The sequence below is a fragment of the Paenibacillus rhizosphaerae genome (assembly GCF_014192015.1).
Taxonomy (GTDB): Bacteria; Bacillota; Bacilli; order Paenibacillales; family Paenibacillaceae; genus Paenibacillus_AQ; species Paenibacillus_AQ rhizosphaerae.
Window position 1 is genome coordinate 704,373 of record NZ_JACHXJ010000004.1, and the last position, 15,002, is coordinate 719,374.

The 15,002-nt window shown below is 56.5% G+C and carries 13 protein-coding genes; 11 read left to right on the top strand and 2 right to left on the bottom strand.

Features of this window, described 5'->3' with window-relative positions; genetic code table 11:
• Positions 1 to 23 precede the first annotated feature (23 nt).
• The 10 genes from uvsE (at position 24) to FHS19_RS25355 (ending at position 12,279) form a co-directional block, all read left to right on the top strand.
• Complete coding sequence (uvsE, locus tag FHS19_RS25310) at positions 24 to 1,025, top strand: UV DNA damage repair endonuclease UvsE (RefSeq protein ID WP_183584610.1); 1,002 nt, start codon at positions 24 to 26, stop codon at positions 1,023 to 1,025.
• Positions 1,026 to 1,267: 242 nt separating this feature from the next.
• Positions 1,268 to 2,128, top strand: coding sequence for an inositol monophosphatase family protein (locus FHS19_RS25315; protein ID WP_089549009.1), 861 nt, complete (start codon positions 1,268 to 1,270; stop codon positions 2,126 to 2,128).
• Positions 2,129 to 2,263: 135 nt separating this feature from the next.
• A complete protein-coding gene (locus tag FHS19_RS25320) occupies positions 2,264 to 2,533 on the top strand; it encodes a hypothetical protein (protein ID WP_183584525.1) in 270 nt (89 codons plus the stop codon).
• Positions 2,534 to 2,809: 276 nt separating this feature from the next.
• Complete coding sequence (locus FHS19_RS25325; RefSeq protein ID WP_183584526.1) at positions 2,810 to 4,156, top strand: ABC transporter substrate-binding protein; 1,347 nt, start codon at positions 2,810 to 2,812, stop codon at positions 4,154 to 4,156.
• Between the two features lie 116 nt (positions 4,157 to 4,272).
• Complete coding sequence (locus tag FHS19_RS25330; protein ID WP_183584527.1) at positions 4,273 to 5,226, top strand: carbohydrate ABC transporter permease; 954 nt, start codon at positions 4,273 to 4,275, stop codon at positions 5,224 to 5,226.
• On the top strand, positions 5,223 to 6,089 hold the full coding sequence (locus FHS19_RS25335; RefSeq protein ID WP_183584528.1) for a carbohydrate ABC transporter permease: 867 nt from the start codon (positions 5,223 to 5,225) through the stop codon (positions 6,087 to 6,089). The genes FHS19_RS25330 and FHS19_RS25335 overlap by 4 nt, the downstream gene beginning before the upstream one ends.
• 99 nt (positions 6,090 to 6,188) lie before the next feature.
• Complete coding sequence (locus FHS19_RS25340) at positions 6,189 to 7,913, top strand: sensor histidine kinase (protein WP_183584529.1); 1,725 nt, start codon at positions 6,189 to 6,191, stop codon at positions 7,911 to 7,913.
• A gap of 33 nt (positions 7,914 to 7,946) precedes the next feature.
• Entirely contained in the window at positions 7,947 to 9,299 is a 1,353-nt protein-coding gene (locus FHS19_RS25345; RefSeq protein WP_183584530.1) for an ABC transporter substrate-binding protein, read from the top strand.
• A gap of 15 nt (positions 9,300 to 9,314) precedes the next feature.
• Complete coding sequence (locus tag FHS19_RS25350) at positions 9,315 to 10,922, top strand: response regulator transcription factor (RefSeq protein WP_183584531.1); 1,608 nt, start codon at positions 9,315 to 9,317, stop codon at positions 10,920 to 10,922.
• Positions 10,923 to 11,016: 94 nt separating this feature from the next.
• Entirely contained in the window at positions 11,017 to 12,279 is a 1,263-nt protein-coding gene (locus FHS19_RS25355; protein ID WP_183584532.1) for an SGNH/GDSL hydrolase family protein, read from the top strand.
• A 464-nt stretch (positions 12,280 to 12,743) separates the two neighbouring features.
• Here FHS19_RS25355 and FHS19_RS35795 read toward each other — a convergent pair whose 3' ends face one another.
• Both FHS19_RS35795 and FHS19_RS25360 read right to left on the bottom strand, forming a co-directional pair.
• Positions 12,744 to 12,914 (bottom strand): GNAT family N-acetyltransferase, encoded by a 171-nt coding sequence (locus FHS19_RS35795; protein ID WP_376771968.1) that lies wholly within the window; start codon positions 12,912 to 12,914, stop codon positions 12,744 to 12,746.
• 8 nt (positions 12,915 to 12,922) lie between these two features.
• On the bottom strand, positions 12,923 to 13,837 hold the full coding sequence (locus FHS19_RS25360) for an NADP-dependent oxidoreductase (RefSeq protein WP_183584611.1): 915 nt from the start codon (positions 13,835 to 13,837) through the stop codon (positions 12,923 to 12,925).
• 207 nt (positions 13,838 to 14,044) lie between these two features.
• Between FHS19_RS25360 and FHS19_RS25365 the strand changes: the two genes are divergently transcribed.
• Positions 14,045 to 14,911 carry a LysR family transcriptional regulator gene (locus FHS19_RS25365; protein WP_183584533.1) on the top strand — a complete coding sequence of 289 codons (867 nt, stop codon included), beginning with the start codon at positions 14,045 to 14,047 and terminating at the stop codon, positions 14,909 to 14,911.
• Positions 14,912 to 15,002: the final 91 nt, after the last annotated feature.

Below are 15,002 nucleotides of genomic sequence, written 5' to 3' on the forward strand. Positions count from 1 at the left end.
ACCAAGAGGAGTAGAAGCCGATGATGAGGGTCCGTTTCGGATACGTGGCGATGTCCACCGTGATTAAAGATGCGTCTCCCTCCAAAACGATGACGATGGCCAGTTTCACCAAACTGAACGACCGGGAGGCGGCCATTCGCAAGCTGGAGCGGATCGCGGCCGAAAATTTGCATAACACGCTGCGGCTGCTGAAGCATAACAACGGCAGCGGCATTCATGTGTACCGGTTTTCTTCCAAACTGATTCCACTGGCGACCCATTCGGATCTAAGCGACTGGAGCCCGTTTGAGGCGCTCCGCGAGCCGTTTGCCGAAGTAGGCGATTACGTCAAGGCGCATGACATGCGTGTCTCTTTTCATCCGGATCATTTCACGGTGCTCAGCACGCCGCGGGCCGAGGTGCTGGAGAGCTCCATCCGCGACCTCCGCCACCATCTCACGATGCTTCAGGCGATGGGGCTGGACGCGACAGCGAAAAACAACATACATATCGGCGGAGCTTATGGTGACAAAACCGCTGCGGCGCAGCGGTTTGAGGAGCATTTTGCCGCGCTGGACGAAGATATCAAGCAGCGGCTGACGCTGGAAAACGACGACAAGACGTTCACGGCCGCCGAGACGCTTGAGGTCTGCCAGCATGTCGGACTGCCGATGGTGCTGGATATTCACCACCAATGGGTGAATAATGATGGGGAGAAGCCCTGGGAGCTGTGGCCGGACATTCTGCATACCTGGTCGACGCCGCTGGCGCAGGCCGATGCGAGGGAGGACAAGCCGCTTCCGCCGAAAATTCACGTGTCCAGCCCCAAGAGCGAGTCGGACCCGCGCGGCCATGCCGATCACGTCGAGATGGAGCCGCTCTTGACCTTTTTACGGAAGATTGCCGGGGATACACCTGCGGTGGATGTCATGATTGAAGCCAAAGCCAAAGACGGGGCACTGTTTAAGCTCATGGAGGATTTGCAGGCATATCAGGGTGACGGAGTGCGTATTCTGGATGGTGCGAGTATTGAGATTACACCCTAGACAGGAATATATTTCTTTACGAGACATCACCTTCGGGGCCAATGTGGAAATCGGTTTCCCGGTCCGAATCGGGCGAAACTTTGCCGGAGTCTATACGTATAGTTTTAGGAGATAGAATCAGCGGTGTGACGTATAAGCTGATCCACACGGGGACGGGAGCTGTGTTCATGAGTCGTCTTGGCTCCGCCCGCGGACGGGGCCGTCCCAAAGTACAGATCTAATCAGAAAGTAGAGTGAATGCTTTGAACCAAGAGGGTAAGGTACCATATGTCGTAACCAGCAAGAGCTTTACGGCTGTAGCGATTAACGCCGCCTCGAAAGCAGGCGAATGGATTAAGAGTAAACTGGGCACGGTAAAACAGCTGGATACCAAGTCCGGAGCGCCGGATTTGGTCACCGAAGTGGACAAGGGCGCCGAGCAAATGATCCGCAAGCTGATTTTCACTCATTTTCCGGATCACGCGCTTCTTGGCGAGGAAGGGGTCGAGCCCGGACCGGAGGCTTCCAAGAAAGCACTTGAGCAGGCGCTGGACGAAGAATACTTGTGGATTGTAGATCCGGTGGACGGAACGACGAACTATGTTCACGGGTATCCGTTCTTTTCCGTATCCATCGCCTTGGCGCATAAAGGTGAAGTGATCGTCGGCGTCATTTATGATCCTTCACGCGATGAAATGTTTGTGGCTGAGAAGGGCAAGGGCGCCTATGTGCATGGGAAACGCATGTCCGTCTCTCAGCAGGGAACGCTGAATGAGAGCCTTCTTGCAACGGGCTTTCCGGTGGGCAGAGATACGACGCTCCCGCAAAATATGGCCGGGCTCAATTACCTTGCGCCGCGGGTGCGCAACATCCGCTCCGGGGGCTCTGCAGCTCTGCATCTGGCTTATGTTGCCAGCGGGCGGCTTACCGGTTATTGGGAAGTCGGCTTGAACGCCTGGGACCTGGCGGCAGGATCGCTGATGATCACCGAGTCCGGCGGCAGCATCACGGATACGCTCGGCAATCCTTATCATCTGGGCGTTCGCCATGTAGTTGCTACGAACGGTCTGATCCAGCAGGAGCTGGTCGGCGCATTGAAGGAAGCGAAGGGGACCGGTGAATAGTTCGGAGATTCAGGAGCTGGGCCTGATCGCCAGGCTGTTTCACTAGGCTTGAATCGGGGTAACCAAACAAAGGACGTAATTGATCTTATTCACGCGGTGGCAGGCCACCGGTACAGCGCAAAGGAGTGTCAACCCATGAATGAGAAGGACAATTTGGAGCGGCAGCTCAGTGACATGCTGACCGAAGGCGAGCTGCAGCAGCAGCAAAACCGTGAAGAGAAGGAGCGCGAGCTCATTTCTCCGAGATATGAAATCCGGATCCAGACGAAGATGGACCCGATCGTGGAAGAGACGAAGATATACCGGGGCATGGCGAAGGAGCTTGATGACCGGTATGATAAATATATGAAGAGAGCCGAAGGGGACGCGTCCGAAAGCCAGTCCCTGGAGGACAAGAAGTCGTAGAGAACATGATCGCTTGATCCTCCAAAAGTAGACCTGTGTGGCAGCTGCCGGTTCCGGCAGAGAGGCCGCACAGGTCTTTTGCCGTTTATTAAGGACTCCGAAATTCACCCGGCAGCTGAGATTCCTCCCCAAGAAACTTTCCCATCACTTGTTCACAGCAACCCCACCGTAATAATTTCAACCCTAAATCGCAATATTGCCTCCTCAAAATTTGGAAAGCGATCCGGTACACTGATCCTTGTAAATCAACCTATTTTCGAGAGGGGCATTAAACAAATGAGAAAAGGCAAGAAATGGCCGGTCATGCTGCTCGCGCTCATCCTGATGGTTTCCTTGTCCGCCTGCGGCGGGGGAAGTAAAAGCGGCAGCGGTACCTCGGAAGGAACGGCGGAGCCGGCGGCCACGACGGACGATTCCTCCAAGACGAGCTCGGATGAGAAAATCGAGCTGTCCTTCTGGTCGCTCGGTACGACCAACTATGAGGAGCTCGGCAAAGAATATACCAAAGAGCATCCCAACATTACGATCAAATTCCAGAACACGTCCGATCAGACAGCACACCATAACAATCTGACGACAGCTTTGTCCGCCGGATCCGGAGCCCCGGACATCTTCATGCTGGAGATCGGCTTCATGGAGCGGTTCATTACGGCGGAGGACAAATTTTACAACCTGAATGATTTAGGGGCTAAAGATATCGCCGGCAACTACCTGGACTGGAAATGGAAGCAGGGCTCGTCCAAGGACGGCAGCTTCCAGATCGGGCTTCCGACCGACATCGGCCCGACCGTCGTATATTACCGCACCGATTTGATGGAGAAGGCGGGACTGCCGACCGATCCGGAAGAATTCGGCAAGGCGATCGATACGTGGGATAAGTTCGCTGCGGTGGCAAAGCAGTTCAAAGAGAAAACCGGCAAGCCGTTTGCGGACTTGACGGATCTGGTCTACAACGGCGTTCGTGACCAATCCGACGGTGAGATCTATTTCAGCAAGGCGGACGGCTCTTTCATCGGCGACAAAAACCCGATGGTGAAAAAAGCCTATGACTTTACGGTCAAAGGCATTCAGGAGGGCTGGATCGGCAATACGCTGCTGTGGTCTCCGGAATGGGGTCAGGCGACCAATGACGGCGGATTCGGCGTTATGCTCGGACCGGCATGGATGGCCGGCAACATCAAGACCAACGGTCCGGATTCTTCCGGCAAATGGAGAATTACACAGCTTCCTGAAGGCGCGGGCAACTGGGGCGGTTCCTTCCTGACGCTGCCGAAGCAGGGCAAGCATTCGAAGGAAGCTTACGAATTCATCGCCTGGCTCGACAGCAAGGAAAATCAGCTGGAATCGTTCAAATCCAAAGGCTTGATGCCTTCGATTCCTGCCTTGTACACAGATGAAGCCTTCACCGACTTCAAGGACGATTTCTTTGGCGGTCAGGCGACGGCCGTGGAATACGGCAAAGCCGCGCAGCGCGTCAAACCGGTCTACTACGGTCCGCTGCATGACCAGACGGATACGTTCTTCAAGGATGCGCTGAAAAACGTCCTCGAGAAAAAGGCCGACCCGGCCAAAGAATGGGACGCCGCCGTCGAGAAAGCCAAAACGCTGGCGGAACGCAGCTAATCATTTTCTGAAATCCGATTGTTGAAGTATGTAGTCTGCATCCAAACTCGTCAGGACGGCCGCAGGGCCATCCTTGGCGGGTTTGGATGATCCTATGAGAACCGCGGAGGTGCAGCATGGCAGAAACCGTAATCGCTTCGCAGGCCCGGAGCAGCAAGAAGCCTTTTCTGACGGAGCAAAGGCGGAGCCGGATTACAGCCTATACGTTTATTTCGCCTTTTTTTATTTTGTTCGCCATTTTCGGGTTGTACCCTATTTTCTTTACGATTTATCTGTCCTTCTATAAGTGGGATGCGCTCGGCCCGATGAAATACGTCGGGATGAAAAACTACGATCTGATCACAAGCGATCCGACCTTCTGGATCTCGTTCAGCAATACGCTCATTATGGGCGTGATGGGCACCGTCCCGCAGCTGATCATTGCGCTTCTTGTGGCGGTCATGCTCAACTCGGCGATGACCCGGTTCAAGAAGACGTTCCGGGTCCTCTTTTTCATGCCCAACATTACGTCGATCGTGGCCGTGACGCTTGTATTCAGCACCCTGTTCGGCAACAACGGCATGATCAACTGGATGCTGAACGGCCTGGGGCTGGAGAGCGTGGCCTTCAACTCCGGCTGGTGGGGTGTCAAAATCGCCATCTCCACCATGGTGATGTGGCGCTGGACGGGCTACAACGCGATCATCTTCTTGTCCGGCCTGCAGAGCATTCCGATGGACCTGTACGAAGCCGCGCGGATCGACGGGGCTAACCGCCGCCAGCAGCTGGCCTACATTACGCTGCCGCTGCTCAAGCCGTTTATCGTCTTCGTGACGCTGATCTCGACCATCGGCGCGCTCCAGCTGTTTACCGAACCGTACGTCTATTTGGGGCAGTCCGGGACGGGATCGACCCGTCAGGAAGGGATTACGATGGTGACTTATTTGTACAGCGAAGCCTTCCGCAACGGATTTTTCGGTACGGCGGCGGCCACGGCGGTCATGCTGTTTATCATTACGATCATCTTCTCCATGATTAACATGTGGGTATCGGGACGGATGAACGGAGATACGGAAGGTGGTAAGGCATGAGTTCACTTCAAACGGCTTCTTCCCGGACGCCGGGAGATACGGGATTGATCGGCAAAACACTCTTTTACATTTTGCTCGTGATCGGAGCGCTGGTCTCGATATTTCCTTTTTACTGGATGTTCGTTATTGCGACAAATGACCGCGGGGCGGTATTTCATATTCCCCCGATGCTGTCCATCGGCGGCGAGTTTCTGAACAATTTCCAGCGGGTGCTGGAGCGGACGGACTTCTTTCGCGCGCTGCTCAATTCGCTCTTTGTCTCATCCATGGTGACCGTGTCGGTGGTGTTCTTCTGCACCTTGGCCGGATACGCCTTCGCCAAGTATGATTTTCCGCTGAAAAATGGGCTCTTTTATTTCGTCATCGCGACCCTGTTCGTCCCGACCCAGCTGAGCGTGCTGCCGACGTACATCATCATGGCGAAGCTGCACTGGATCGATACGTACAAGGCGCTGATCGTGCCCGCGATGGTGAACGCCTTCGGGATCTTCTGGATGCGGCAGTATATTTCCACGGCGGTCCACTCCGAGCTGATCGAGTCCGGACGCATCGACGGCGGCGGGCATTTCCGGATTTTCTGGAGCATTGCGATCCCGGTCATTACACCGGCCATGGCGACGCTGGGCATTCTCAATTTTATGAACGTCTGGAATGACTTCTTCTGGCCGCTCGTCGTACTGAAGAACAGTGAGCATTTTACGATCCAAATCGCACTGCAGCAGCTGTTCTCCAATCGCGACGGGCTTGATTACGGCATGATCATGTCCGCGACGTTTACGGCGACGCTGCCCCTTCTGATCGTATTTCTGCTCTTCAGCCGCTGGGTCATTGCAGGCTTGACTTCCGGAGCCATCAAGAGTTGATTCCCCTGAAATCTGCCAGACACGAAGGAATTGTTTCATGCCATGAAGAATGAATAGATCTAAAGACATAGAAGCAGGAGGCAGGAGGACCCAAGTGCCATGAAGCTCCGCCGCAAAATATTACTGGCTATTATTCTTCTGGTGTTCATACCGGTTATCATCATGGGCGTGGTCACCTATTACAACTTTTCCAACGCCATGGAGAAGAAGTCGAACAATTTCTACTGGATTTCGCTGCTGGAGACGGACCGCAAGCTCAAGTTCGCCTTGAATGAGATCAACTCCGTCTCCAATGCGGCGATTACCCAGCCGGTCATTCAGCAGTTTCTGAAAAATCCGGATGTAAGCGTGACGTACGACCGCAAGCAGGAGATCAACAATTTGCTGATCAACCACCCGATGATTACTTCGTTCAGTCTGTACTCCACCAACCAATTGATCTATCAATACAACGCGCCGATGTCATTCGGCGATTTGAAGCGGCAAGCTTGGTATGCGTCCATGCTGGGCGCCGAAGGGCGCCCGGTATGGTCCGGGCCGGGGGAGAACGGTTCGGCGGCAGCGGGCCGGCCGGTTATGATTCATGCCCGCGTCATCAAAGACTACTACTCGCTGGAGACGATCGGCTACCTGGTCATCTATGTGAAGCCGGATATTTTGGATCAAGTATTCTGGGAAGCCGCGACGCTCAAGAACGGGGACATTCTGCTGGTGAACAAAGAGGGCAGCGTCGTATTCAACAAATCCGGGGACCGGATCGGGGAGAACATCCCTTTTCCTTTTCTGTCAGGCACGTACACCAAGACGAAGGACTATTACGTGGATTCCTTTCATCACGAAAAATCGCTTATTACCTTTCTGCCGTCCCACAATGAACAATGGTATCTGGTTGCGGTGACGCCGCTGAAGCTGATTCGTTCTGAATCCGTTTCCATTCGGAATATCGCCATTATTTTAGGACTGTTTTCTTTGCTGTCGGCACTCTGGTTCGACCAGTTTTTTATCCGCAGGCTGGTCCGCAGTCTGATCAGCGCCGTAAACGGCATGAAGCGGGTCAAGCAGGGCATCTTCGTGCCGATTACATCCCATACGCAAAGCGATGATGAGACCGATCTGCTGATCGACGGCTTTAACCGGATGAGCTCGCAGATCCAGGAGCTGATCCAGCAGGTGGAGACGGAGCAGACCCGCAAGAAGGAAGCCGAGCTGCAGGCGCTGGTGGCCCAGATCAATCCCCATTTTATTTACAACTCGCTGGAGTCGATCAACTCCATGGCGGTGCTGGCCGGGAACCGGGATATCAGCAAAATGGTCATTTCCCTCGGCAAGCTGCTGCGGATCAGCATCAGCGAGAACCAGGAGCTTATTCCGCTGTATATGGAATTTGAGCATGTGCGCCATTACCTGAACATTCAGAAATACCGGTTCGAAGACCGGTTTGACTATGAAATCGACATTCCCGAGACGCTGCGATCGTATATGACCCAGAAGCTGATCGTTCAGCCGATTGTTGAAAACGCCTTGTACCACGCCATTGAGCCGATGGAGGACAAAGGATATATCCGCATTCAGGCTCTTGAAGCCGGCCGGGACATCGTCATCGACGTGTCCGACAACGGGCCGGGCTTTGACCCGGAGTCGCTGCTTCGCATTTGGAACAAGGAGTCCGCCGGATCGAAAAAGTACCATGACAGCGGCGTTGGCTTGAAGAATGTCCATGAAAGGCTGCGGATCCGGTTCGGAAGCCGCTACGGCATCCTCATATGCTCCTCTCCCGGCGGCGGATCGGTCGTTCGGATCCGGGTGCCGAAAATTATGCCATAGACCGGAGCGTCGGGGGAAGGAGGAGAGAGACGGATGTTAAAAAGAAAACTGCGAAGCTGGGGCTGGGTGCTCCTCTATGCGGTCGTACTGACCGGCACGGTCGTTGTGGTGGCGCATGCCAACCATGAGCCAATCGAGGAGGACGCCACCGACAAGATCACGCTGACCTTCCGGCATTTCTGGATCAGCGAGCATGATCGGCCGATGCTGAACATTTTTGAGGATGTCGTGCGTGAATTTGAGGAGGCCCATCCCAACGTCAAGGTCAATTTCGACGGGATGGATCAAACGATCCACCGGGAGCAGAAGCTTAAGAGCGAGATGGTGACCGGCACACCTCCCGACATGTTCGTCCTGTTCGGCGGCGCCGAGATCGAGCCATATGTCAGGTCGAACCGGCTGCTCGATTTGACGGAGTTCGTGAACGGCAACCACCTGGAGAATGAGTTCAAAGATTTGAAGCTGTGGACCTTCGACCGCCATGTCTACGGCCTGCCGATTGAAGGCAACGCCGAGCCGCTGTATGTGAACGCTGCGCTTTTCCGCAAGCTCGGGATCGCCATTCCGGAAACGTTAAGCCAGTTAAACGAAGCGGTGGACGTGCTGCAGCAGCACGGCTATATCCCGTTCGCCCTCGGCAATGAGGAGCGCTGGCCGGCGGCTATTTTCGCCCATTATTTAATGGACCGCTACGGCAACCCGCAAATGATCGAAAACTTAGTCGAGGGAAACAGCGGTGCCGCTTTTGAAAATGCGGCTTATCTGAAGGCATTTAACCAGATCGAGGCTTGGGCGGAAAAGGGTGCATTCGGTCCCCATCCCAACGATATTTCGACCGAAGAAGCGATCGACCTGTTCAGCCACGGTAAAGCGGGCATGTATTTAAATGGTAACTGGGACATTACGCTGTTTCATAACGAGCGGGCGCCGGCCGATTTTCAGAACGATATCAAGGCGATTCCGTTCCCGTCCCTCGAGCCCGGCAGTTCCATGCCGCTCGCAGGAGGCTATACGATCGGGATCGGCTTGTCTTCCAATTTAACCGAACCGCAGAAAAAGGCGGCCCTGGAGCTGATGAAGAGCTTGTACACGACGGAAGTACAGGAACGGATCGTGTACGAAGGCCTGCGGATTCCGTCCATGCGCATTCCTTTTGACGCCGAGCGGACCGGGCCGGTCTTTCCGCAGGTCACCGCATTGATGGAGCAGGACCCGCAAACCTTCGTTCCTTATGACAATATGCTGTCCCCGGAAGTGAACAAATCGTTTCTGGCGGTCATCGAAGAGATGATTCACGGAGACATTTCGGCAGATGACGCACTGCAGGAGCTGGACGACTCCTCGAAGCAATATTGGAATCTGAGGCGCAGCACGGCGGTGAAATGAAAGGAGGGACATACCGTGGAAGGTTCAGACCGGCATTACACAGCCATATTGGTGGATGACGAACCGATCATCCTGCGGAGTCTGAAGGCCGCCATCCCTTGGGAGGAGCTGGGCATCGCGGTGGCCGGCGAGGCGAGGAACGGGGAAGGGGCGCTGGACTTGATCCGGAAGCACGAGCCGGATATCATCATCAGCGATATCCGTATGCCCGGTATGGATGGCATTACGCTGATGAAGGAAGTGCTTACGGGGAACCCCGGACGTATTTTTATCGTAATCAGCGGTTATGGCGAATTCGAATATGCCCGAGAGGCGCTTCGGCAAGGGGCCTTCGACTATCTGCTGAAGCCGATCGATCATGACGAATTAACGGAGATGCTGAGGCGGGCCGCAGCCCGGCTGGACGCGCAGCGGGCCGACGACAGGCTGCTGCATTCGGTCCAAGTGCTGTCCGTGATGGCCCGCGAGCGGATGTACTCGGAATGGATCGAGGGCAACGACCGTCCGCGCGGACCGCTCGCGTGGCTGGAGAGCCATGAGCTGGATGAAGACTACTTTATGGCCGTCGTACAGCTGGATTATTATCACCAGCTTAGCGAACGGTGGTCGATGGCTGAAAAGCGGCTGTGGCTGTTTGCGGTCCGCAACATTTTGGAGGAGTGGTCGCAGCAGTACGGCTGCCTGGCGGTATTCCCCTTTCATAGCGGAGAATGGATAGTCCTGTTCCCCGATGCGCTGCAGCCGCGGAAAATTACGCTTGGCCACGATCTGATCGACCGGATCCGTACGTTCTCCAAGCTGAAGTGCTCGGTGGGCCTCAGCCAGACGACCCGGGGAATCCACCAGCTGAGCAGAGCCTATGACGGCGCAGCCCGGGCGCTGTACCAGCGCTTTTATTCCGAGCAGGAGGGCGTGTTTGCCGATACGGAACATGAGGTTATTGCCGGGCATCCGGATCTGAAATATCCGAAGCACCTCGAATCGCTGCTGCTGGATGCCATCCGGACGCTCGATATGGGGCGCCTGAACGCAAGCTGGGATGAGCTGAAGGGATATCTGGAAGAACAGGCCTATCCGAAGGAGGCGGCCGAGCGGCTGCTCATTGAGCTGACGATCGTCCTGTGCCGCCAGCTGGAGCAGGGGAATCCGCCGATGGATTGGCGCCTGGACGGCCTGATACATGAGCTGCATGATCAGGGGAGCCTGCATGACGCGATCGCTCTGCTTAAAGAAGCATTTGCGGTCCAACTGACGGATCACCTGAAAACCCAGCACCGGGAAGACGGGCCAACCGTGGTTGAAAAGGTGAAGCAGTATATTTCGAACCATTATCATCAAGATCTCAGTATTGAGGAGGTTGCAGAAGTCGCAGATCTGAGCATCAGCCATTTCTGTACCTTGTTCAAGCAGGTGTCGGGCTATACGTTCCTTGAGTATTTAACGGAGTGCCGGATGGACAAAGCCAAGTACATGCTCAGCCATACGAGCGTTAAAGTGTACCAAATCGCGCCGCTGGTGGGGTATCAAGATCCGAAGTATTTTACCCAGGTTTTTAAAAAGGCTACGGGCCAAACCCCGACGGAATATCGGGAATCGCATGCCGCCATTCCGGGGGAAAACTAATCCCGCAAGCCGGTAAATGGTGGTAAACTGAAGTTAGCAAGCAAGCCTTTGGCGTCCTGCCGGAGGCTTGTTCCATTGAATAAGGAGTGATCACATGCTTCGAACTGTTCACAAGTACATAGGCTCACTGTCCGTTGCGCTGCTGTCCTCGGCCCTGGTGCTGAGCGCGGCGGGAGCGGCACCCGCCTCTTCGCCGTCATCGGCGGCGAAAGAGCCCTACCGGATCGTCGCCTTCGGCGATTCGTTAACCGTCGGCTATGAGCCCGGTAAAGGAGAGAAGGACGTTCCTTACGGTTTTGTGGACCGGCTGCAGGAGCAGGGACTGCTTCACGGCCGGACGGAAACGTTGAACGTGGGAATCGCCGGGCTGAGGAGCCAGGGGCTCCAAAACTTTGTTGAGGCGGTTACTGCCGGACAACCGATCGGTGCCGAGGCGATTCAGCCGAACCTGCCGGATCCCCGGACCGCCCAGATCGGCGCCGCCGCTCCTCAGACCCAATCGGCTGTGAAGGCTGCGGACGCCATTACGATCACGATCGGCGGCAACGACATGTCCCAGCTGCTTGAGACCGGGAGCCAGATGACGGACCAGCAGCTGTCCGATCGGGTGCAGGAGCTATTCAAGCTGTACTCGGACAGCATGAAGGTCGTGCTGGACGACCTGCACGGCTTGAATCCGGACGCGCTGATCGTAGTCGCCGACCAGTACCAGCCGATGCCGGAAATCGCCGACAAGGCGCTGTATCCGAAGCTGGGGCAGGCGGCCCAGGGATTTACCGACGTCATTGACAAGATGGCGGCCTCCTATCAGTCGCAGGGCGTCAACGTCAAGGTGGCCCATGTGGCCAAGGAGTTCGTCGGCGGCGAGGGTACGATGACGCACATCATCGCGGATCGGGACATCCACCCGAACCAGATGGGGTATGAGGCGATGGCTAAGGTCTTCTCCGAAGTGATCTGGGGCGGATACACCAAGCTGGCCGTTCACGAGTCCGGTACGCTGATGGGCATCATCGTTGGCGGCAAGGAGCTGAACACGCCTTACAAGCCGGTCATCAAGAACGGCGCGAATTTCGTGGCGATCCAGGACATCGTGAACGCGGTCGGCGCCACTTCCAAGTGGGACGGCAAGACGTCCAGCGCGACGATCAGTTACGCGGGCAACACGGTCGTGATTACGATCGGCGCCAGCACCGTGAAGGTGAACGGCCAACCGGTCGCCGTCGGCGCACCCGCGTTCCTGAACAAGGTCGGCAAGGAATCGAAGACGTACGTACCGCTGGCAGCGCTGGCGCAAGGCCTTGGCTTCGACGTCCAGTACGTGGCGAAGCTGAGAACGGCATTTATCAATCCATAATAAGCGAGAAGGGCTTCCCCGGTGATGGGGGAGCCCTTATTGTTTGTGGGGGCTTCGAAGCCTTCTTTCAAGCCCGCTGCGCGTCCGGCTCATGCTTCCGACCGCTGTTGCTCGCGAAATTCCGGAATGAACGATGAGGAAGAAATTCGCTCACAGCTTATGCTTCCGGTGCTAGCTTTCCTTCGGAAAGCTTTTAGGCGGCGGCTGCCGCTTCTCCAGCATGAATCCGGCCGCTCCGCTGGAATCGGGGAAGTGGAGGTAGCTATGCCTGCTGCGCTAAGGGCTCTGGTTCGTAGCGAGAGCATCGGATCCGAAGCCTATGAGGGCGAGCCCGCTGGCGCCCAACTCCTCTAATTAAAGCCCTTAGATAGCCCCACCCTGAACCCTGCTGATCCTGCTGCCGCACCCTGGCAGGCAAGGGCCACTACAGCATCAGCTTTTACATCTGCTGCCACTTCGTAATCTTAAAAACCGCTTCTGCTTTCTCCATTCGGACACACCCGGAGTTGCCCATAGCTTTTACACTGCGCCCGCCCGATGCACTGTCGGACCAGCTTCTGGCCTACGCCCATGCGACGGTGCACCGCATCCACGGCTAATCCACCGGTTTCTGCAAACGGTGCGGACTTCAGCAGAGGCCTCCTTACCCGATCACCAGCACGACCTTGCCCTGGCCGTGCCCGCTGGCCAGCTCGCGGTGCGCCGCGGCCGCCTCCTCCAGCGGGAAGGTCCGGCGCACGCGGACCTTCAGCTTGCCCGCGGCGCAGAGCCCCGCCAGCTCGGCCAGCCGCGCGGCCGTGCGCTGGCTGCGGATCATGCGGACGCCGAGCTCCTCTGCAAGCTCGCCGTCCGCGATCGTGCCGATGCGCTCCCTGTCCGGGACGAGGTCCACGGACACCCGGAGCGCATCCCTCCCGGCGGCGTCAATGGCCGCATCGACGCCGCCGGGAGCCAGGGCGCGGACCCGATCGCCCAGGCCGGGGCCGTAGGCGACGGGGATGGCCCCCAGGGCGCGCAGATAGTCGTGGTTCCGCTCGCTGGCGGTTCCGATTACCGTGGCGCCCAAGGCGCGGGCAAGCTGGACGGCCATGGTGCCAACCCCACCGGCGGCGCCATGGATCAGGACGGTATCGCCTTCACCGACGCGAAGCTCCTGCAGGGCGGTGTGGGCGGTTTGCCCTGAAGCCGCGAGCGCCCCGGCTTCTGCCCAAGGGATGCTCGGCGGCTTACGTACGATTTGGCTGGCGGGAACGACGACGTATTCGGCGTAGCTGGCCAGCAGAGCCCAGCCGATCACGTCATCGCCGGCCGCGAAGTCCGTCACGTGGTCTCCGGCCTGCTCGATCGTTCCGGCGAAGTCATTGCCGAGAATTTGCGGAAACCGGATGCTTAGCCCGGGCGGGACCCATCCGGTTTCCCGGACGGCCAGGTCGAACGGTTGAACGCCGGCCGCTTTGACGCGAACCCTGACCTCATCGGGGCCGGGTAAGGGGAGCGGCACATCCGCCGTATGCAGGACGTCCGGCGGACCGAACGTGCGGATTACCGCGGCTTTCATTTCCTGTTGTTCTGCCATGTTATCGTTCATCCTTTCGGTCATTGAATATAGGGATATCCAGGGCTTTAATTTCATGCCTTCTGCGGTGAGCTTGAGCAGCCTTACTCTCGCCTTCGGCCTGTATTTATTCTATAATCGATCATAAATAATAAAAAATATATATAATGCTATTTATTAATAACCTTTGGTATATAAGGAGGGGTTTCGATGGAGCTGCTGCAGCTTCAATATTTTCGCAAAGTTGCCGAGCTTGAGCATATAACCCGTGCGGCGGAGGAACTGCGCATTGCTCAACCTGCCCTCAGCAAGACGATTTCGCGGCTGGAAGAGGACCTGGGCGTGCCGCTGTTTGACCGGAAGGGGCGGCAGATCAGGCTGAATGCCTTTGGCCGGGCCTATCTGCGCAGGGTGGAGACCGCGCTGAACGCCCTGGAAGATGGAAGAAGGGAACTCGAGGATCTGGCGGGAGCGGAGAAGGGCAGGGTGAACCTGGCGACGACCACGCATAAATGCTTCTCCGACCGGATCGGAGATTTTTTGGGGATGCATCCGGAAATTCGGCTGCAAATTTCCCAGGCAGGAGAGCAGGAGAAGCGGGATAAGCTGTTAAGCGGGGAACTGGACCTGTGTATCACGTTCCCACCGATCGAGCAGCCGGGCATCGAGGGAATTTCTTTTTTGACGGAGGAAATTTTGCTGGCGGTGCCTTCATCGCACCGGTTTGCGGGCCGCAGCAGCGTCCGGTTAAGCGAGGCGGCAGGGGAGGCTTTTATTTGCATCCAGAGCGGCAATCCATTTCGGGAAATGACGGATCAGTTTTGCAGGCAGGCCGGGTTTGAACCGGATATCGTATGCGAGGTGGATGAGCATTCGGCAGTTGGCCATTTTATCCGGGCGGGGGTAGGCATCGCCTTTTTCCCGGAAACGCTGGTGGATCGGATCGGATTTCCGTTTCATGTGCTGCGGATCGAGGAGCCGGTCTGCCGGCGCACATACCAAATCGCATGGCAAAAGGAGCGCTATTTATCGCAAGCTGCGCGCGAATTTCGAGACTTCCTGGTTCAGAGCTTTTAAAAATAAGAAACCGCCCAAGGAACGGCCAGCCGTATCACCTTGGACGGATATCTTCCTAGGGGCTAGCCGGGGAATTCCGGGTGGTCCCTTT

What these genes read in the sequence shown, in the direction of transcription:
- uvsE (WP_183584610.1), top strand. Translation starts at nt 24, where the DNA reads ATGAGGGTCCGTTTCGGATACGTGGCGATGTCCACCGTGATTAAAGAT.
- FHS19_RS25320 (WP_183584525.1), top strand. Translation starts at nt 2,264, where the DNA reads ATGAATGAGAAGGACAATTTGGAGCGGCAGCTCAGTGACATGCTGACC.
- FHS19_RS25325 (WP_183584526.1), top strand. Translation starts at nt 2,810, where the DNA reads ATGAGAAAAGGCAAGAAATGGCCGGTCATGCTGCTCGCGCTCATCCTG.
- FHS19_RS25330 (WP_183584527.1), top strand. Translation starts at nt 4,273, where the DNA reads ATGGCAGAAACCGTAATCGCTTCGCAGGCCCGGAGCAGCAAGAAGCCT.
- FHS19_RS25335 (WP_183584528.1), top strand. Translation starts at nt 5,223, where the DNA reads ATGAGTTCACTTCAAACGGCTTCTTCCCGGACGCCGGGAGATACGGGA.
- FHS19_RS25340 (WP_183584529.1), top strand. Translation starts at nt 6,189, where the DNA reads ATGAAGCTCCGCCGCAAAATATTACTGGCTATTATTCTTCTGGTGTTC.
- FHS19_RS25345 (WP_183584530.1), top strand. Translation starts at nt 7,947, where the DNA reads ATGTTAAAAAGAAAACTGCGAAGCTGGGGCTGGGTGCTCCTCTATGCG.
- FHS19_RS25355 (WP_183584532.1), top strand. Translation starts at nt 11,017, where the DNA reads ATGCTTCGAACTGTTCACAAGTACATAGGCTCACTGTCCGTTGCGCTG.
- FHS19_RS25360 (WP_183584611.1), bottom strand. Translation starts at nt 13,837, where the DNA reads ATGAAAGCCGCGGTAATCCGCACGTTCGGTCCGCCGGACGTCCTGCAT.
- FHS19_RS25365 (WP_183584533.1), top strand. Translation starts at nt 14,045, where the DNA reads ATGGAGCTGCTGCAGCTTCAATATTTTCGCAAAGTTGCCGAGCTTGAG.